Genomic DNA, 16,997 nt, shown 5'->3' with positions numbered 1-16,997 from the left:
CGTCCCCAGGAGTCGGGGATGTCGTCGTGCACCCATCCGCCCGCTCTACAAACGAGCGTGATCGTATCACCGCACGAACCGCTCACCGACCGTCAAGACCCGTGCGGGGATGAACATTGACGGTCAGTCAGCTGAGGTCGGGCTGACACACCGACAACGCAACCGATAAACGGGATTCCGTCGCATGGGGGCATTGTTCGGGCACGCATCCCCATGTCCTGAAAAGGCCCGGCTGCGTCATTTCAGGGTGTCGGCCTTCAGGTCCTGCCCGACGACCAGGGTGACGCAGCCGGCCTGCGCGGAGGCGTCCTGCCTGGAGCCCGCCTTGGGCAGCCAGCCGGCCAGCACGGCGGCCTGCCGCTCCTGCCCGGCGGGGTACGACACCGTCGTGGTGGCCGACGTGCGGGGCGCGTTGCCCGTGCCGACCACGCTGAACCCGGCCGCCCGCAGCTTCTCCGCGACGGCGGCGGCCCGCCCCTGCACCCCGGTGGCGTTGAGGACCTGGACGCGCACCGCGGAGGCGTACACCAGGTTCTTCGTCCGCGCCGTCAACTGCGCCTTGCTGACTTCCCTGTCCCGGGCCAGCGAGGTGAACAGGTCGCTGGCCTGCGGGTACTGCCAGACGACATTGGCCTTGTCGGTCGGGACGTCCGCCTCGCGCGGGTAGTTGGGCACGGTGAGGAAGGCCAGCCGGTCGCTGGGGACGCCCTTGAGCTCGTCGGCCAGGCCGTACAGCGGCTGGATGCCCGCCAGGTCGGGGTCGGTGGTCAGCGACTTGGTCGCCGACTGCAGGAAGCCGTAGAGGGCGTTGGGGCTGGTGAGCTTGGACTTGGCCTTCTTCGCGAGGGCGTCCATGAACTCCTGCTGGCGGCCGATGCGCCCGATGTCGGAGCCGTCGCCCACGCCGTAGCGCGCGCGGACGTAGCCGAGCGCCTTCTCCCCCGCGACCGTCTGGCAGCCCGCGTCCAGGTCGAGCTTCGCCTTCTCGTCGTGGATGGCCTGCTTCGGGCAGACCTCGATGCCGCCCAGGGAGTCGACCATCCCCTTGAAGCCCTGGAAGTCCACCGACATGAAGTGGTCGATGCGCAGACCCGTGTTGGCCTCGACGGTCTTGATGGTGCAGGCGGCGGCCGAGGCGACCTCGCCGGTGCTGCCGCCGAGCGCGAACGCCTCGTTGATCTTGAAGTGGTGGGGGTCGGAGGTGCTGCCGTCGCCCTTGGCGCAGGCAGGGATGCGGACCCAGGAGTCGCGCGGGAAGGACACGACCGTGGCCCACTTCCGGTTGGCCGGCACGTGCAGCACCATCAGCGTGTCCGACTGCATGGTGGTGAGGTCCTTGCCGTACTTGGCGTTGGCGCCCTCACGGCTGTCGGACCCGACGACCAGGATGTTCTTCGACCCCGGGCTGAGGTTCTCCGGACGGTCGCCGCCGAGCTTGTCGTCGACGTCGGCGGAGGTGATGTTGTTGTTGAGGTCCTCGTAGATCCACGCGCCGACGCCGCCCACGCCGAGCAGCACGAGCGCGCTGACCCCGGCGCCCCAGACGACGATCCGGCCACGCCGGGTGAGCCGCGTACCACCGGCGGCCCGTGCGCCCGCGGCCCGTCCCGCCGCGGACCCGCGCCCGGCCGCCCGGCCGCGCCGACCGTCGGACGGCCCGCCGGCGGCCCGTCCGGCGCCGCTCTGCCCGCCACGCCCGCGCCCGCCGCCGCTGCGGCCGGCCCCGCCCTGTCCGGTCCCGGACGCGCCCGACCTCCGCCTGCCCGATCCACCCACCCGCGCTCGCCCTCCGCCTCGGCCGTGTCGCCCCTGCACCTGCCCGGCCCCTGCGGCCCGGTCCCCGCCGAACGACCCGTCTCCCCTGTCCACCGCCCCGGGCTCCCGGAGGGATCCCTGGTGACATACGTCCGGACCACCCGGACGTCTCACCTTCCTCAGACAGCAGTACGGGCCCCCTCGGTTGCCTGCGCCGCACACATACCCGGAAAAGTCCCGGTCATCGAGGAGGCGGGGCAAGATCAAGAGCGGTGTGCCCGCAGCGCCGGCACAACGAAAGAGACCCCTGCGCACAGGGGTCTCTCGCTGGTGTCCGAGGGGGGACTTGAACCCCCACGCCCGATAAAGGGCACTAGCACCTCAAGCTAGCGCGTCTGCCATTCCGCCACCCGGACCAGGTGTGTACCGCGCGGAGCGGACCCCGCGGCGACACACACCACAATACCAAGCTTTCGGAGTGGGTCTCACCCGAGTATTCGCAGGCAGGAGGCGTGTGGGGTGCTCCTCGCACCCGGGTCACCGTCCGTGTCGCCGTCGTCACCGGCGGCGCAGGGCGGCCAGGTTGCGGTAGCCGGTGGCCGCGTGCCGCAGGGACTGGGCCGGGTCCGTGGCGCTCGGGGCGTTGTCCTGCTCGACCATCGGGTGGTGGTGGGCGGGGTGGCCGACGCGGGAGAAGAACGTCGTGTAGTCGATGTCACCCGTGCCGAACGGCACCATGTCGTAGCCCATGCCGTTGGTGGCGTCGACGACGCCGTCCTTGGCGTGGAACAGCGGGTAGCGCCGGTCGTGGCGCTGGACCAGTCCCGCGGGGTCGAAGACGCGCGTGCGGGTGGAGCCGTCGTGGGCCGTGTAGGTGCGGAACTTGTACTGGGCGACGTGCGCCCAGAAGACGTCCATCTCCAGCCAGACCAGGCGGGGGTCGGTGACGGACAGGAAGTACTCCAGCTTGCGGGTGCCGGAGCTGCGGGTGGGGCGGCCCTGGTCGTCCAGCGGGCCGCCGTCCAGGAGGAAGCCGTACGCCGCGTCGTGGTTGTGGGTGTAGAGCTTGAGGCCGGCGCGGCGGGCGATCTCGCCGAGGGCGTGCCACTTGTCGGCGGCGACATCCCAGTCGTCCTTGTGGTTGCTGCTCGTGGGGTCGCCGCCGGTGCCCACGTGGGGCATGCCGAGGATGTTGGCGATCTCCAGGTGCTGGTGGAAGGTGTCGAGGTCGGCGCTGGTCAGCGGCCAGCTGCCGGGGATGAAGCCGTGGTTGCCCTGGGCGCGCAGCCCGGAGTCGTCGAGCCAGCGGCGCAGCAGCCGGGCCCCGGCGACGGACTCCAGGTTCGCGCCGCCGGGGGCGTTCGCGTGCTGGCCGTAGCCGGCGAACTCCACCTGCCGGTAGCCGAAGCGGGCGAGCTGCTCGAAGACGGCGCGGAAGCCGGACGGCAGCGTGGTGGAGCCCGGGTCGCGGCCGATGGCGTCGCGGACGGTGTAGAGGATGATGCCGCGCTTGTCGGCGGGGACCAGGGCGTGGCCCTTGCCGGGTGCGGCGTCGGGGCGCGGGGCGGCCGCCACCGGGCCCGCGCCGAGGACGGGGGCGGCGATCGCGCCGGCCGCGGCGGCGGTGCAGGTGCTCAGGAAGCGGCGGCGGCCGATGCCGAGGCTGCGGCGCAGCCGGTCGTCGGGGGTGGGAGGTGTGTCGTGTGTGTCGTTCACGAGTGCCTTTCCGTGGAGGGATCCCCGCCGAGGCCGGCGAGGCGGAGCAGGAGCGACTTCACGTCGGTGGCCGCCACGCGGTCGCCGACGGCGTGGGGGGTGGAGCACAGCAGGAGCGGGCCGTCGTCGTCGTTCGTGGGGAGGCGGCCGTGGCTGCCCCGGATCGGTGAGGGGTCGAGGGGCACGACGGCCATCCGGTAGCGCAGGCCGAGTTTCTTGCGGGCCAGCGCGGTGGCCGCCTTGACCTTCACGTAGGGGTCCTGCGGGTCCATGAACAGCTCGACCGGGTCGTAGCCGGGCTTGCGGTGGATCTCCACCAGCTGGGCGAAGTCGGGCGCGCGGGCGTCGTCGAGCCAGTAGTAGTACGTGAACCAGGCGTCGGGCTCGGCGACGGCGACCAGTTCGCCGGAGCGGGGGTGGTCCAGGTGGTGGGTCTTCTTGCCCTCGTCGTCGAGGAGTTCGGCGAGGCCGGGCAGGCCTTCCAGGGCGGCGCGGGTGGCGGGCAGGTCCTCGGGGCGGCGGACGTAGACGTGGGCGATCTGGTGGTCGGCGACGGCGAAGGCCCGGGAGGTCATCGGGTCCAGGTACTCCATGCCGTCCTGGGTGTGCACCTCCAGCAGCCCGGCGCGGCGCAGGGCGCGGTTGATGTCGACGGGGCGGCTGACGTCGGTGATGCCGTACTCGGACAGTGCGACGACGGTGCGCCCCTCGGCGCGGGCGTCCGCCAGCAACGGGGCGAGGGCGGTGTCCAGTTCGGCGGCGGCCCGGGCCGAGCGCGGGCCGCCGGGGCCGTGGCGCTGGAGGTCGTAGTCGAGGTGCGGGAGGTAGCAGAGCGTCAGGTCGGGCCGGCGGGTGCGCTGGATGTGCCGGGTGACGTCGATGATCCAGCGGCTGGAGGCGATCCCCGCGCCGGGGCCCCAGAACTGGAAGAGCGGGAACGTGCCGAACTTCTCGGTGAGTTCGTCGTGCAGCTCGGGCGGGCGGGTGTAGCAGTCGGGTTCCTTGCGGCCGTCGGCGTAGTAGACGGGGCGCGGGGTGACCGTGAGGTCGGTGTCGGCGCCCATGGCGTACCACCAGCAGATGTTGGCGACCGTGTAGCCGGGGTGGGCGCGGCGGGCGGCGTCCCAGAGCTTGTCGCCGGCGACCAGGCCGTTGTGCTGGCGCCAGAGCAGGACGTCGCCGAGTTCGCGGAAGTACCAGCCGTTGCCGACGATGCCGTGTTCGGAGGGCTGGGCGCCGGTCAGGAAGGTGGACTGGGCGGCGCAGGTGACGGCGGGCAGCACGGTGCCGAGGGGGGCGCGGGAGCCGGCGGCGCCGAGCGCGCGCAGGTTCGGCATGTGGGCGAGCAGGCGCGGGGTGAGGCCGACCACGTCCAGGACGAGGAGCGGGGTGGGGGTGGTCATGGCAGCTCCTTCAGGCCGAGGTCGGTCAAGAGGTCACGCGCGAGGACGAGTTCGGCGGCGATGCCGTCGGTGAGCTGGGCCCGGTTGCGGGGGCGCTGGGCCGGCGGGAGGGCCTGCCAGGTGTAGGTCTCGACCTCGAGGTGGCGGGTGCGCGGGTGGGGTCCGCCGACGAGGCGGGCCAGGGCGTCGCGCAGGACGTCGTGGGTGGCGGTGAGCGGAGCGGCGGGTGCGGCGTGCAGCGGGACGTGGAAGTGGGCGCGCCACGGGGCGGCGGTGGGCAGGGCGTCGCCGTCGAGGGCCTCGCCGAGGTCGTCGGTGCCGCGCAGCCGCCCGGCGTCGACCGTGCGGGTCTGGTGCAGGAAGCGGGGCTCCGCGAAGGCGGCCAGGGCGGTCCGCACCTCGGGCCGGTCGGGCCGGTCGGCGTGCAGGGCGGCCGACAGCTGGGACTTGACGACCGGGACGCGGGCGTCGGCGAGGGCGTCCAGGGCGTCGGCGGGGTCCTCGAAGGAGGTCGCGAGGTGGCAGGTGTCGACGCAGACGCCGATGCGGGGGTGGCCGACGGCGGTGAGCGGGGCGAGGGCGTCGCCGGTGGTCTCCACGACGCAGCCGGGCTCCGGTTCCAGGCCGACGCGCACGGAGCGGCCGGTCAGCTCCGCGAGCGCGTCGAGGCGCTCGGCGAGCGTCACCAGGGCGCGGTGCCCGGCCGCGGCGCGGTCGTCGGTCCAGGCGGTCCGCCAGCCCAGGGGCAGGGTGGAGACGCTGCCCTCGGTGACGTCGTCGGGGAGCAGTCCGGCGAGGATCCGGGCGAGCGCGGTGGTGTACTCCAGGCGCTCGGCGTCGGCCCAGTCGGGCCGGTAGACGCGGTACTTGACCTCGTCGGCGCCGAACCCCTCGTAGGGGAAGCCGTTGAGGGTGACGACCTCCAGACCGCGCCGGTCCAGCTCGGTGCGCAGGGTGCGCAGCGCGGCCGGGTCGGTGTCGAGGGCGCGGGCGGCGTCGCGGGCGAGCCACAGGCCGATGCCGAGGCGGTCGCGGCCGAGCCGGCGGCGCACCGGTTCGCAGTGCTCACGGAGTTGGGCGAGGACGCCGTCGAGCGTCTCGGCCGGGTGGACGTTGGTGCAGTAGGCCAGGTGGACGGTCGTTCCGTCGGGGTGGCGGAAGCGCATCGCTCACTCCCCGCCGCGCAGGACCGAGTTGCCCTCGTGGGTGGCGTCGGGTGCGGTGACCTCCAGGTCGAGGCGGCCGCTGAGGCCGTAGAAGGCGACGGGGTTGCGCCACAGGACCTGGTCGACGTCGTCCTCGGTGAAGCCCTCGGTGAGCATCAGGTCGGCGACCTTGCGGGTCTTGAGGGGGTCGCTGCGGCCCCAGTCGGCGGCGGAGTTGACCAGGACCCGCTCGGGTCCGTACGCGCGCAGGATGGCGACCATGCGCCGCTCGTCCATCTTGGTGTCGGGGTACACCGAGAAGCCGAGCCAGCACCCGCTGTCCTTGGCCTCCTTCACGGTCGTCTCGTTGAGGTGGTCGACCAGGACGCGGTCCAGGGGCAGGGCGGACTCGCGGACCACGTCGAGGGTGCGGCGCAGGCCGGTGAGCTTGTCGCGGTGCGGGGTGTGCACCAGGGCGGGCAGTCCGTGCTCGGCGGCGAGCTGGAGCTGGACGGCGAACGCCTTGTCCTCGGCCGGGGTCATGGCGTCGTAGCCGATCTCGCCGACGGCCACCACGCGGTCCTTGACGAGGTAGCGGGGCAGTTCGTCGAGGACGGGCGTGCAGCGCGGGTCGTTGGCCTCCTTCGGGTTGAGGGCGAGGGTGCAGTGGTGGGCGATGCCGTACTGGGCGGCGCGGAAGGGCTCCCAGCCGAGCAGCGCGTCGAAGTAGTCGAGGAAGGAGGCGGGTGAGGTGCGGGGCTGGCCGAGCCAGAACGCCGGCTCGACCACGGCGCGCACCCCGGCGGCGTGCATCGCCTCGTAGTCGTCGGTGGTCCGCGACGTCATGTGGATGTGCGGGTCGAAGATGCGCATCAGGACTCCTTGCCGTGGGGGTGGTCCGTGCCGCCGTGGTCCGCGGCCGGGGAAGGGGCCGACGAGGGGGCCGACGAGGGGGCCGGGGCGGCGCCGGTCAGGGCGAGTACGTGCCGCAGGTCCTCGGGGACGGCCCGGCCGGCGGCGGTGCGTTCGGCGGCGTAGTCGGTGAGCATCCGGGCGAGTTCGCCGTCGCCCCGGGCGCGGTCGGCGAGGCGGGCCACCGCGTCGACCGGGACGCCGGTGAACAGGCACTTCAGGACCGCGTGCCGCCAGGCGTGGGCGTCGAGGTGGCGAGCGGCGTAGGGGCCGACGGCGGCGGCGACCAGCCGGGTGTCGTTGGTGCGCAGGGCGTCCTCGACCAGGGGCAGGGCGTCGGGGCCCGGCACCAGGTGCGGCAGGGCGTGCAGGACGGCCCGGCGTTCGTCGGCGGTGCCCTGGTAGTAGACGCGGGTGAGGGCGGCGGCGTCGGCGCGGGCCGCGTGCAGCAGCAGGACCCGTACGGCGTCGGCGTGGCGGCTGCCGCAGCGGCGCCCGGCCTCGGCGAGGCGCAGTTCCCACACGGAGATCGGCCCGTGGGTGCCGGGGTGCGCCGCGGCCTCCCGCAGGGCGCGGGTGAACCAGGCGCGGGCGTCCTCGGCGAGTCCGGCGTCCAGGTCGGCGCGCAGCGCGTCCAGGGAGGCGGGTGGCGCGCCGGCGGAGCGCAGGGGGGTCATACGGTGCTCCCTTCTGGGGTGGCGGAGCGGGGCGCGGGGGTGGTGGCCGCCGCTCGGCGCAGGAACGGCAGGGACCGCTCGGCGTGGTGCGGTCCGGCGTGCGAGTGGCGGGGCAGCTCGACGACGGTCAGGCCCCGGTAGCCGATGTCGGCGAGGGCCGCGAGCACGGGCGGGAAGTCGATCTCGCCCTCGCCGAACGGCAGGTGGTCGTGGACGCCGCGGCGCATGTCCTCGATCTGCGCGTGCTTGAGCCAGGGCGCGGCGGCGCGCACGCAGTCGGCGGGCGGGAGCGGTTCGAGGCACTGGCAGTGGCCGATGTCGAGGGTGAGGCCGAGCGGGGCGGGGTCGCCGAGCAGGCCGCGCAGGTGGTGGAAGTCGGCGAGGGTGGCGAGGAGATGGCCGGGCTCGGGCTCGACGGCGAGGGGCACGCCCGCGGTGGCGGCGGCGTCCAGCACGGGGGTCAGGGAGGCGGTGAGGCGGTCCCACGCCACGTCGCGGCCCGTCCCGGGCGGGACGACCCCGCTGAAGCAGTGCACCGCGTGCGCCCCGAGGTCGGCGGCCACCCGGACCGCCCGCAGCAGCAGGTCGGTCCGGCGCCGGCGGTCCTCGGGCGCGGCGTCCAGGAGCGTCGGGCCGTGCTTGCGGCGCGGGTCCAGGACGTAGCGGGCCCCGGTCTCCACGGTCACCTCCAGACCCAGCGCGGCCAGCCGGTGCGCGAGGCGCCGGGTGCGGGCGGCCAGGTCGGGGGCGAGCGGGTCGAGGTGCATGTGGTCGAGGGTCAGGCCGACGCCGTCGTAGCCGAGGTCGGCGAGCAGGCCCAGCGCGTCGTCGAGCCGCAGGTCGGCGAGGCCGTTGGTGCCGTACCCGAAGCGCAGGGCCGGGGAGCCGGCCGGGGCGGTCATGTGACGCTCACCCGCCTCGCGAAGACGCGGGCGAGCGGGGCCAGGGCCGCCGTGCACAGGGCCGCGGCGGGGGCGCCGGAGCGGGCGGTGAGGGCGGCCTGCAGGGGGATGGTCGCGCGGATGCCGGCGCCCACGGCGCGCTGGGTGAGCGGCGCCGAGGGGTTGAGGGCGGCGTGCAGGTAGGGGCGGGCGGTGGTCAGGGCGTACCCGGCGGCGAGGGCCAGCGGCAGCGGCTCGGCGAGGGCCGGGGCCTGCGGCCGGTCCGCGGCGCGGCGGTGCAGGCGCCAGGTCAGCGCGCCCGTGGTGGCGAGGGCGGTCAGCGGGGCGAGCGGGGTACCGCCGCCGGTCTCCTGGCGGGACACGGTGGTGACCGCGAGGGTGTGGGCGCCGAGCAGGGCCGCCGAGGGCAGGGCCGGGCGGACCTGTCCCGCGGTGGCGGCCGCGCCGAGCAGCAGGTCCAGCCCGCGGGCGGCAGCCATCGCGGCCGGGCCGGCCGGTGTGCGCTTGAGGACCAGGTCGTACGACCAGACGGTGGCCGCCAGCGGCACCGCGACCGTGAGCGCCGGCCGGCCCGCGCGGGCGGCGAGGACCAGTCCGGCCGCGGTGAGGGCACCGGCGGCGCCCAGCGCGGCGGCGGGGCGGATCCGCCCGGACGGCAGCGGGCGGTGGGGGCGCTCGGCGGCGTCCTCCTCCCGGTCGGCCCAGTCGTTGAGGGCCATGCCGGCCTCGTACAGGCACAGCGAGGAGGCGATGCCCAGCAGGGTGCGCCCGGTGGGGCGGGTGCCCAGGGCAGCGGCCCCGGCGAGCGCGTCGCCGGGAACGGTGAACAGGGCGGGCAGCCGCAGCAGTTCCGCCCAAGCGCGCGACCGGCTCATCGGGCCCCACCCAACTGCCGGGCAAACTCGACCAGTTCGGCGTACTGGGCGGCGAGCGCGGCCGGTGCCGTGCCGACCGGGTCCTTGAAGAAGAACGCCAGCTCGCCCAGCGGGCCCGACCGGCCGGTCTCGTGCGCGCGGGCCACCAGCCGGGCCAGGTCGAGGACCAGGGGCGCCGCGAGGGCCGAGTCGCAGCCCTGCCAGGTGGTCTGCAGGACCATGCGGGTGCCGAGGAACCCGTCGAAGGCGATGTGGTCCCATGCGGTCTTCCAGTCACCGAGGGCCGGCACGTCGTCGATGTGGACCTCGCCCTCGGGGACGGTGCCGAGGGTGTCGGCGAGGACGCGCTCCTTGCCCGCGTTCTTGGCGGCGGCCGCCGCCGGGTCGGCGAGCGCGGCGCCGTCGCCGCCGCCGAGCAGGTTGGTGCCGGACCAGGCGCGCACCGCGAGCGCCCGCTGGGCGAACATCGGCCCGAGCGCGGCCCGCAGCAGGGTCTGCCCGGTCTTGCCGTCCCGCCCGGCGTACGGCAGTCCGCCGGCCGCGGCCTGTTCGGCGAGGGCGGGGTGGTGCAGGCCGGTCGAGGGGGTGAAGTTGACGTAGGGGCAGCCGGCGCGCAGGGCGGCCGCCGCGTAGAGGGAGCTGGGCGGCAGGTCGTCGCCGGTCGCGACCGGCTCGGTGGAGGCGACGTTCACCACGACCGCGCGGGTCAGGTCGTTGCGCCGGACGAAGCCGCGCAGGTCCTCGGTGAAGGCGGCGATCAGTTCCTCGGCGGTGCGGGTGTCACCGGGCAGCGGCCCGCCGGTGGTGATCTCCCGGTCGGCGGCGGCGAGTTCGGCGGCGACGGCCACGGGCAGCCGGTGCGGCAGCACCCCGCCGGCGGCGAGCTGCTCGGCGCGCTTGGGCAGGGGGCAGTCGGTGGTGTCGTGGCCGCCGAAGACGAGGGACGACAGCGCGGGCAGGCCGCTGTCGGCGAACTCCGGGCCCTCGGTGACCAGGCCCGTCGGCGGGTGCAGGCCCGCGGTCAGTGCGGCGCAGCCCGCGACCACGGTGGTGGCGACGGAGCCGCGGGCTCCGATCAGCCAGACGCCGACGCGCGGGGAACGGGCGGGGGGCGCGGACATGGGCAGCCTCCTTGTCGTACGCGGACACCGAGATGGGGTGGGGAACGACGCGATGCTTTCCGCGCCGGCTGGTGCGCGGGTGGGGCGCGGGTGGTGCGGAGCGACAACGGGTCGCGGAGCGGTGGAGTCCGGCTGGAGCGACGGAGGGTGACGGCGGGCGGGAGTCCGGCGTCTCCCGCCCGCCGCCGGTCAGCGGGCCCCGACGAGGGCCGGGTCGGTGTCGGTGGCGTCGTCGATCCCCACGCCGCCGTCGTCCGCGTCGTCGATCGCCGGGATGCGCCGTCATCCCGGAGGAGGTGCCGAGCGGTGTGGTGCCGTACCGACCGGTGTGGTGCCGTGGGGGCAGGTCGGACCTGGGGGCTGCGGAGTGCGGTCAGGTGGAGAAGGCCGCGTCGAACGAAGTGGACGGCGGCTCGAAGTCGTACGCCTTGAGGTGCCTGAGTGCCTCGGGGGCGCCCTGGAGGCGGTCCATGCCGGCGTCCTCCCACTCCACGGAGACCGGTCCGCGGTAGTCGATGGAGCGCAGCATCCGGAAGACGTCCTCCCAGGGCACGTCGCCGTGTCCGGCGGAGACGAAGTCCCAGCCGCGGCGCGGGTCGCCCCACGGCAGGTGGGAGCCGAGGCGGCCGTTGCGCCCGTCCAGGCGCGTGCGGGCCTCCTTGCAGTCGACGTGGTAGATCCGGTCGCGGAAGTCCCACAGGAAGCCGACCGGGTCGAGGTCCTGCCACACGAAGTGGGAGGGGTCGAAGTTCAGTCCGAAGGCCGGCCGGCGGTCGACGGCGTCCAGGGCGCGGACGGTCGTCCAGTAGTCGTAGGCGATCTCGCTCGGGTGGACCTCGTGGGCGAAGCGCACGCCCTCCGCGTCGAACACGTCGAGGATCGGGTTCCAGCGCTCGGCGAAGTCCTCGTAGCCGCGGTCGACCATCGACTCGGGGGCGGGCGGGAACATGGCGACCAGGTGCCAGATGGCGGAGCCGGTGAAGCCGACGACGGTGTCGACGCCGAGGGCGGCCGCGGCGCGGGCGGTGTCGCGCATCCGGTCGGCGGCGCGCCGCCGCACCCCCTCGGGGTCGCCGTCGCCCCACACGTCGGCGGGCAGGATCGCCCGGTGCCGCTCGTCGATGAGGGCGTCGCAGACGGCCTGGCCGACCAGGTGGTTGGACACGGCCCAGCACTTCAGGCCGTACTTGTCGAGCAGCTGGTGGCGGGAGGCGACGTACCCGGGGTCGGCGAGGGCCTTGTCGACCTCGAAGTGGTCGCCCCAGCAGGCGAGTTCGAGGCCGTCGTAGCCGAAGTCGCGGGCCAGCCGGCAGACCTCCTCCAGCGGCAGGTCGGCCCACTGTCCGGTGAACAGGGTGAACGGGCGCGGCATGGGTGTGCCTCCTCAGTCCGCGATCGGGGTGTAGACGGAGTTCTTCTCGGCGCTCTCCTCCACGGCGGCCAGCACGCGCTGCACCTGGAGGCCGTCGGCGAACGAGGGGTCGGGGCGGCGGCCCCCGGCGACGGCGTGGACGAGGTCGCGGGCCTGGTGGACGAAGGTGTGCTCGTAGCCGAGGCCGTGGCCCGGCGGCCACCAGGCGTCGAGGTAGGGATGGTCGGGTTCGGTGACGAGGATGCGGCGGAAGCCCGCCTCGGCGCCCGGGTCGGTGCCGTCGTGGAACCACAGCTCGTTCAGCCGCTCCAGGTCGAAGGCGAGGGAGCCGCGCTCGCCGTTGAGTTCGAGGCGCAGGGCATTCTTGCGCCCGGTGGCGTAGCGGGTGGCCTCGAAGGAGGCGAGGGCGCCGGAGGCGAAACGGCCGGTGAACAGGGCGGCGTCGTCCACGGTGACCGTGCCGGTGCCGCCCGCCGGGACGGCGCTCAGGCCACCGCCGGACCCGCCGGACCCACCGGGCAGCGGGCGTTCCCGTACGAACGTCTCGGTCAGGGCGGACACCCCGGCCAGCCGCTCGCCGGCCAGGTGCTGGGCGAGGTCGACGATGTGCGCGCCGAGGTCGCCGAGCGAGCCGGAGCCGGCCAGCTCCCTGCGCAGCCGCCAGGTCAGCGGGAACTCCGGGTCCACGAGCCAGTCCTGGAGGTAGGTCACCCGCACGTGCCGCAGGGTGCCGAGCCGGCCGGCGGCGACCATCCGCCGGGCCAGCGCCGTGGCGGGCACCCGGCGGTAGTTGAAGCCGACCATCGCGATCTGCCCGCGTCCGTACGCCTCTTCGGCGGCCCGGGTCATCGCCTCGGCCTCGGCGACGGTGTTGGCGAGGGGCTTCTCGCAGAGCACGTGCTTGCCGGCGGCGAGCGCGGCGAGAGCGATCTCGGCGTGGCTGTCGCCGGGGGTGCAGATGTCGACGAGGTCGACGTCGTCCCGGGCGATCAGCGCCCGCCAGTCGGTCTCGGTGTCCGCCCAGCCGTGCCGGTCGGCCGCGGCGCGCACGGCGGCCCCGTCCCGTCCGCAGACCACCGACAGCACCGGCCGGCGGGGCAGGTCGAAGACCCGGCCCGCGGTGCGCCAGCCCTGGGAGTGCGCGGCACCCATGAACGCGTACCCGACCATGCCGACGCGCAGCGGGGGCCGGCCGTCCGGGGCCGGTGACGGCGTGCTGCGCCCGGGCGGGTCCGCCGGTGCGGTGCCCGCCGCCGCGCTGGGGGACGGTGCGGTGTCCGCCTCCGGTTCCGCTGGCTGCTGCGGCTGTTCCATGCGGTGCTCCTCCTCTTCGTGGTGGCGCGGTGGGGGGTGCGGGGCCGGGCGCCTCAGCGGAAGCCGGTGGGCATGTACTGGTCGACGTTGTCCTTGTCGACGACGGCCGAGTAGAGGGTGATCGACGAGGGGATCTCGAACTCGGCGAGCCCGCCGACGCCCTTGCCCTGGCCGAGCGCGCGGGCGAGGTCGATCGCCGAGGCGGCCATGGTCGGCGGGTACAGCACGGTCGCCTTGAGCACGCCGTTGTCCTGCTTGATGGCCTGGAAGGCGGACAGGGCGCCGGCGCCGCCGACCATGAGGAAGTCGTCCCGGCCGGCCTGTTCGATGGCGCGCAGCGCGCCCACGCCCTGGTCGTCGTCGTGGTTCCACAGGGCGTCGAACTTCGGCTGGGCCTGGAGGAGTTGCGCCATCTTGGCCTGGCCGGACTCGACGGTGAACTCGGCCGCCTGGCGGGCCACCTTGCGGACGTTGGGGTAGTTCTTCAGGGCGTCGTCGAAGCCCTGGGTGCGCTGCTTGGTGAGCTCCAGGTTGTCCAGCCCGGCGAGCTCGATGACGCGGGCGCCGGACTTCCCCTTGAGCTTCTCGCCGATGTAGTGGCCGGCGCTGAGGCCCATGCCGTAGTTGTCGCCGCCGATCCAGCACCGGTACGCCTGCGGGGTGTTGAAGATCCGGTCCAGGTTCACGACCGGGATGCCGGCGCGCATCGCCTTCAGGCCGACCTGGGTGAGGGCCTTGCCGTCGGCGGGCAGCACGACCAGGACGTCGACCTTCTTGTTGATCAGGGTCTCGATCTGGCCGATCTGCTGGGCGGTGTCGTTGGAGCCCTCGGTGAGCTCCAGGCTCACGTCGGCGTACTTCTTGGCCCGCTTCTGGGCGTTGTCGTTGATGGCGTTGAGCCAGCCGTGGTCGGCCTGAGGGCCGGCGAAGCCGATGGTGACGTGCTTGCCGGGTTTGTCGTCCGCGGCCGGCCGGGTGTCGCCGGCGGCCGACGACTCGTCCTCGGTGTCGTTGCTGGTGCAGCCGGCCAGGAGGGCGCCGGCCGAGACGGCGGCGGTCCCGAAGAGCAGTCCTCTGCGACTGGTGAGGTGCGACATGGCGGTGAACCCTTTCCTCAGGTCGTGCTCGCGGTACGGCGCTGGACCAGCACGGCGGCGACGATGATCGCGCCCTTGGCGATCTGCTGGACGTCGCTCTGCAGGTTGTTCAGGGCGAAGATGTTGGTGATCGTGGTGAAGATCAGGACACCGAGCACGGAGCCGGTGATGGTGCCGCGTCCCCCGCTGAGCAGGGTGCCGCCGATGATCGCGGCGGCGATGGCGTCGAGCTCGTAGAGGTTGCCGTTGGTGTTCTGGCCCGACCCGGACAGGACGATCAGCAGGAAGGCGGCGATGCCGCAGCACAGTCCGGACAGCAGGTAGAGGTACAGGCGCTGGCGGCGGACGTCGATGCCGGCCAGCCGGGCCGCCTCCGCGTTGCCGCCGACCGCGACGGTGCGCCTGCCGAAGGTGGTCCGGTTGAGCACCAGCCAGCCGAGGATCGTCACGAGCGCGAAGACCAGCACGAGCGGGGGGACGCCGAGGACGTAGGAGTCGCGCTCGCCGAGGGAGAGGACGCCGTCGACGGTGACGATCTGGGTGCGGCCGTCGGTGATCTGCAGGGCCAGTCCGCGCGCCGAGGCCAGCATGGCGAGGGTCGCGATGAACGGCACCATCCCGCCGTACGCGATCAGCAGGCCGTTGACGAGGCCGCAGCCGAGGCCGACGAGGACCGCGGTGAACAGGATGCCGCCGAAGCCGTACTCCTGGGTGGCGACGGTGGTGGCCCACACGGAGGCCAGGGCGACGATCGCGCCGACGGACAGGTCGATGCCGCCGGAGGTGATGACGAACGTCATCCCGACGGTGACCACGCCGATCACCGACGCCTGGGTGAGCACCAGTTGGAGGTTGCGGGTGTCGAGGAACTCGTCGGGCTTGGTGACCCCGCCGATGACGACCAGGGCGGCGAGCACGCCGAGCAGGGAGAGGGTGCGGACGTCGGCGCGGGCCCACAGGCCGCGCCAGGCGGGGGTGCGGCCGGCCGGGGCGAGGGTGTCGGCGCTGTCCCGCGGCGGGGAGGCGTGCTGGGTCATGACGCCGGGCTTCCTTCCATGACGAGGTCGAGGACGCGGTGTTCGTCGAGGGCGGGGGCGGGCGCGGTGTGCACCACGCGTCCCTCGCGGAGCACGAGTACGCGGTCGGCGAGGCCGAGGACCTCGGGGACCTCGCTGGAGACCAGCAGGACGGCCAGTCCCTCGTCGGCCAGTCGGCGGACGACCGCGTACAGTTCGGCGCGGGCGCCGACGTCGACGCCGCGGGTGGGTTCGTCGAGCAGCAGCACCCGGCAGCCGCGCAGCAGCCAGCGGGCCAGGACGGCCTTCTGCTGGTTGCCGCCGGACAGCGTGCGCACGGGCACGGCCGGGTCGTCGGGCCGCAGCGACAGCTCACGGGTGGCGGCGCGGGCGGCCGCCCGCTCGGCGCCGCGGTCGATCCAGCCGGCCCGCGCGAAGCGGGAAAGGGAGGAGACCGAGACGTTGCGGGTGACGGACTCCAGCATCAACAGCGCCTGGGCCTTGCGTTCCTCCGGGGCGAGGCCGAGTCCGGCGCGGACGGCGGCCCGTACGCTGCCGGGGCGCAGCGGCCGCCCGTCGACGAGCACCTGACCGGCGGTGGGCCTGCGCGCGCCGTACACCGTCTCCAGGATCTCGGAGCGCCCCGACCCGACCAGTCCGGCGAGCCCGACGATCTCCCCGGCGCGCACCTCGAGGTCCAGCGGCTCGAACTCGCCGTCCCGGGCCAGGCCGCGCACCTGGAGGACGGGGGTACCGCGGTCGCCGGGCGGCGGGGCGGGCCGCTCGGGGAAGACGTACTCGACGGTGCGGCCCGTCATCAGGGCCACGACCTCGCGGGTCGGCGTCGACTTCGCGGGCAGGCCGCCCGCCACAGCGCGCCCGTCCTTCAGCACGGTCACCCGGTCGCCGATGCGGCGGATCTCCTCCAGCCGGTGCGAGATGTACACGACGGCCACGCCGTCCGCGGTCAGGTCGCCGACGATGCGGAACAGGTTGTCGACCTCGTCGGGGTCGAGCGCGGCGGACGGCTCGTCCATCACGATGAGCCGCACGTCGTGCGACAACGCCCGCGCCATGGACACGATCTGCTGCTGGGCCGCCGACAACTCCCCCACCAGGCGCCCGGGATCGATCTCCGGGTGACCGAGCCGCCGCAGCAGCCGGCCGGTGGCCTCCTTGGCGGCCCGGCCGCGGACGACGAACCCGGTGGTCGTCGGCTCGTGGCCCAGGTGGACGTTCTCGGCCACCGACAGGTGTTCCACCAGGTCGAGTTCCTGGTAGATGGTGGCGATGCCGAGGCGCATCGCGGCGATCGGGGAGCGCAGGGTGACCGGTTCGCCGCGCCAGCGGATGACGCCGTCGTCCGGCTGGTGGGCGCCGGCCAGCACCTTGATGAGGGTGGACTTGCCGGCGCCGTTCTGGCCGAGCAGGCAGTGCACCTCTCCGGCCTGGACGTCGAGGTCGACGCCGTCCAGGGCCCGGACGCCGGGGAAGGACTTGGTGATGCCGGACATGCTGAGCAGCGGTGGTTCGGGTGCCATGTGGGTTCCCCTCGGCGGGCGTACGGGCCGGTTCAGGGTGTGCTCGCCCTCCCGACGGCGGTGGCGCGGGAGCGGCCGGGTGACGTCGGGCGGGGGCGGGCGGGGGTGGTGGGTCCGGGGCGGGGGTGGGACTGACTGGGCTGAGCAGGGC

The 16,997-nt window shown here is 74.3% G+C and carries 14 protein-coding genes and 1 tRNA gene; all 15 read right to left on the bottom strand.

Going from position 1 to position 16,997, the window contains the following annotated elements; translation table 11 throughout:
• Positions 1 to 237 precede the first annotated feature (237 nt).
• The 15 genes from AQJ30_RS08490 to AQJ30_RS08420 all read right to left on the bottom strand — a co-directional run bounded on the left by AQJ30_RS08490 (position 238) and on the right by AQJ30_RS08420 (position 16,846).
• Complete coding sequence (locus tag AQJ30_RS08490) at positions 238 to 1,518, bottom strand: LCP family protein (RefSeq protein ID WP_245726848.1); 1,281 nt, start codon at positions 1,516 to 1,518, stop codon at positions 238 to 240.
• A 565-nt stretch (positions 1,519 to 2,083) separates the two neighbouring features.
• Positions 2,084 to 2,171: transfer RNA gene (locus AQJ30_RS08485), tRNA-Leu, on the bottom strand.
• A gap of 142 nt (positions 2,172 to 2,313) precedes the next feature.
• On the bottom strand, positions 2,314 to 3,471 hold the full coding sequence (locus AQJ30_RS08480) for a sugar phosphate isomerase/epimerase family protein (protein ID WP_067230582.1): 1,158 nt from the start codon (positions 3,469 to 3,471) through the stop codon (positions 2,314 to 2,316).
• Positions 3,468 to 4,874, bottom strand: coding sequence for an alkaline phosphatase family protein (locus tag AQJ30_RS08475; protein WP_067230579.1), 1,407 nt, complete (start codon positions 4,872 to 4,874; stop codon positions 3,468 to 3,470). The genes AQJ30_RS08480 and AQJ30_RS08475 overlap by 4 nt, the downstream gene beginning before the upstream one ends.
• On the bottom strand, positions 4,871 to 6,040 hold the full coding sequence (gene eboE / locus AQJ30_RS08470; RefSeq protein WP_067230576.1) for a metabolite traffic protein EboE: 1,170 nt from the start codon (positions 6,038 to 6,040) through the stop codon (positions 4,871 to 4,873). The genes AQJ30_RS08475 and eboE overlap by 4 nt, the downstream gene beginning before the upstream one ends.
• Positions 6,041 to 6,043: 3 nt before the next feature.
• Entirely contained in the window at positions 6,044 to 6,892 is an 849-nt protein-coding gene (locus AQJ30_RS08465; RefSeq protein WP_067230574.1) for a TatD family hydrolase, read from the bottom strand.
• Positions 6,892 to 7,608 carry an EboA domain-containing protein gene (locus AQJ30_RS08460; RefSeq protein ID WP_067230571.1) on the bottom strand — a complete coding sequence of 239 codons (717 nt, stop codon included), beginning with the start codon at positions 7,606 to 7,608 and terminating at the stop codon, positions 6,892 to 6,894. Before AQJ30_RS08460 ends, AQJ30_RS08465 begins: the two co-directional genes overlap by 1 nt.
• Entirely contained in the window at positions 7,605 to 8,510 is a 906-nt protein-coding gene (locus tag AQJ30_RS08455) for a sugar phosphate isomerase/epimerase family protein (protein WP_067230569.1), read from the bottom strand. The genes AQJ30_RS08460 and AQJ30_RS08455 overlap by 4 nt, the downstream gene beginning before the upstream one ends.
• Complete coding sequence (locus AQJ30_RS08450; RefSeq protein ID WP_067230566.1) at positions 8,507 to 9,385, bottom strand: SCO3242 family prenyltransferase; 879 nt, start codon at positions 9,383 to 9,385, stop codon at positions 8,507 to 8,509. Before AQJ30_RS08450 ends, AQJ30_RS08455 begins: the two co-directional genes overlap by 4 nt.
• The gene (locus AQJ30_RS08445) at positions 9,382 to 10,506 is read right to left on the bottom strand and encodes an inositol-3-phosphate synthase (protein WP_067230563.1); all 1,125 of its coding nucleotides are present in this window, start codon (positions 10,504 to 10,506) and stop codon (positions 9,382 to 9,384) included. Before AQJ30_RS08445 ends, AQJ30_RS08450 begins: the two co-directional genes overlap by 4 nt.
• Before the next feature lie 373 nt (positions 10,507 to 10,879).
• Positions 10,880 to 11,878, bottom strand: coding sequence for a sugar phosphate isomerase/epimerase family protein (locus AQJ30_RS08440; protein WP_067230561.1), 999 nt, complete (start codon positions 11,876 to 11,878; stop codon positions 10,880 to 10,882).
• 12 nt (positions 11,879 to 11,890) lie between these two features.
• Positions 11,891 to 13,192, bottom strand: coding sequence for a Gfo/Idh/MocA family protein (locus AQJ30_RS08435; RefSeq protein WP_067230558.1), 1,302 nt, complete (start codon positions 13,190 to 13,192; stop codon positions 11,891 to 11,893).
• A 53-nt stretch (positions 13,193 to 13,245) separates the two neighbouring features.
• A complete protein-coding gene (locus tag AQJ30_RS08430; RefSeq protein WP_067230556.1) occupies positions 13,246 to 14,289 on the bottom strand; it encodes a substrate-binding domain-containing protein in 1,044 nt (347 codons plus the stop codon).
• A gap of 17 nt (positions 14,290 to 14,306) precedes the next feature.
• On the bottom strand, positions 14,307 to 15,326 hold the full coding sequence (locus tag AQJ30_RS08425) for an ABC transporter permease (RefSeq protein ID WP_067230553.1): 1,020 nt from the start codon (positions 15,324 to 15,326) through the stop codon (positions 14,307 to 14,309).
• The gene (locus AQJ30_RS08420) at positions 15,323 to 16,846 is read right to left on the bottom strand and encodes a sugar ABC transporter ATP-binding protein (RefSeq protein ID WP_067230551.1); all 1,524 of its coding nucleotides are present in this window, start codon (positions 16,844 to 16,846) and stop codon (positions 15,323 to 15,325) included. Before AQJ30_RS08420 ends, AQJ30_RS08425 begins: the two co-directional genes overlap by 4 nt.
• Positions 16,847 to 16,997: the final 151 nt, after the last annotated feature.

This window comes from Streptomyces longwoodensis, from assembly GCF_001514125.1.
GTDB lineage: Bacteria > Actinomycetota > Actinomycetes > Streptomycetales > Streptomycetaceae > Streptomyces > Streptomyces longwoodensis.
This window is presented reverse-complemented; position numbering and strand designations above follow the sequence as displayed.

What these genes read in the sequence shown, in the direction of transcription:
- AQJ30_RS08475 (WP_067230579.1), bottom strand. Translation starts at nt 4,874, where the DNA reads ATGACCACCCCCACCCCGCTCCTCGTCCTGGACGTGGTCGGCCTCACC.
- eboE (WP_067230576.1), bottom strand. Translation starts at nt 6,040, where the DNA reads ATGCGCTTCCGCCACCCCGACGGAACGACCGTCCACCTGGCCTACTGC.
- AQJ30_RS08465 (WP_067230574.1), bottom strand. Translation starts at nt 6,892, where the DNA reads ATGCGCATCTTCGACCCGCACATCCACATGACGTCGCGGACCACCGAC.
- AQJ30_RS08460 (WP_067230571.1), bottom strand. Translation starts at nt 7,608, where the DNA reads ATGACCCCCCTGCGCTCCGCCGGCGCGCCACCCGCCTCCCTGGACGCG.
- AQJ30_RS08455 (WP_067230569.1), bottom strand. Translation starts at nt 8,510, where the DNA reads ATGACCGCCCCGGCCGGCTCCCCGGCCCTGCGCTTCGGGTACGGCACC.
- AQJ30_RS08450 (WP_067230566.1), bottom strand. Translation starts at nt 9,385, where the DNA reads ATGAGCCGGTCGCGCGCTTGGGCGGAACTGCTGCGGCTGCCCGCCCTG.
- AQJ30_RS08445 (WP_067230563.1), bottom strand. Translation starts at nt 10,506, where the DNA reads ATGTCCGCGCCCCCCGCCCGTTCCCCGCGCGTCGGCGTCTGGCTGATC.
- AQJ30_RS08440 (WP_067230561.1), bottom strand. Translation starts at nt 11,878, where the DNA reads ATGCCGCGCCCGTTCACCCTGTTCACCGGACAGTGGGCCGACCTGCCG.
- AQJ30_RS08435 (WP_067230558.1), bottom strand. Translation starts at nt 13,192, where the DNA reads ATGGAACAGCCGCAGCAGCCAGCGGAACCGGAGGCGGACACCGCACCG.
- AQJ30_RS08430 (WP_067230556.1), bottom strand. Translation starts at nt 14,289, where the DNA reads ATGTCGCACCTCACCAGTCGCAGAGGACTGCTCTTCGGGACCGCCGCC.
- AQJ30_RS08425 (WP_067230553.1), bottom strand. Translation starts at nt 15,326, where the DNA reads ATGACCCAGCACGCCTCCCCGCCGCGGGACAGCGCCGACACCCTCGCC.
- AQJ30_RS08420 (WP_067230551.1), bottom strand. Translation starts at nt 16,846, where the DNA reads ATGGCACCCGAACCACCGCTGCTCAGCATGTCCGGCATCACCAAGTCC.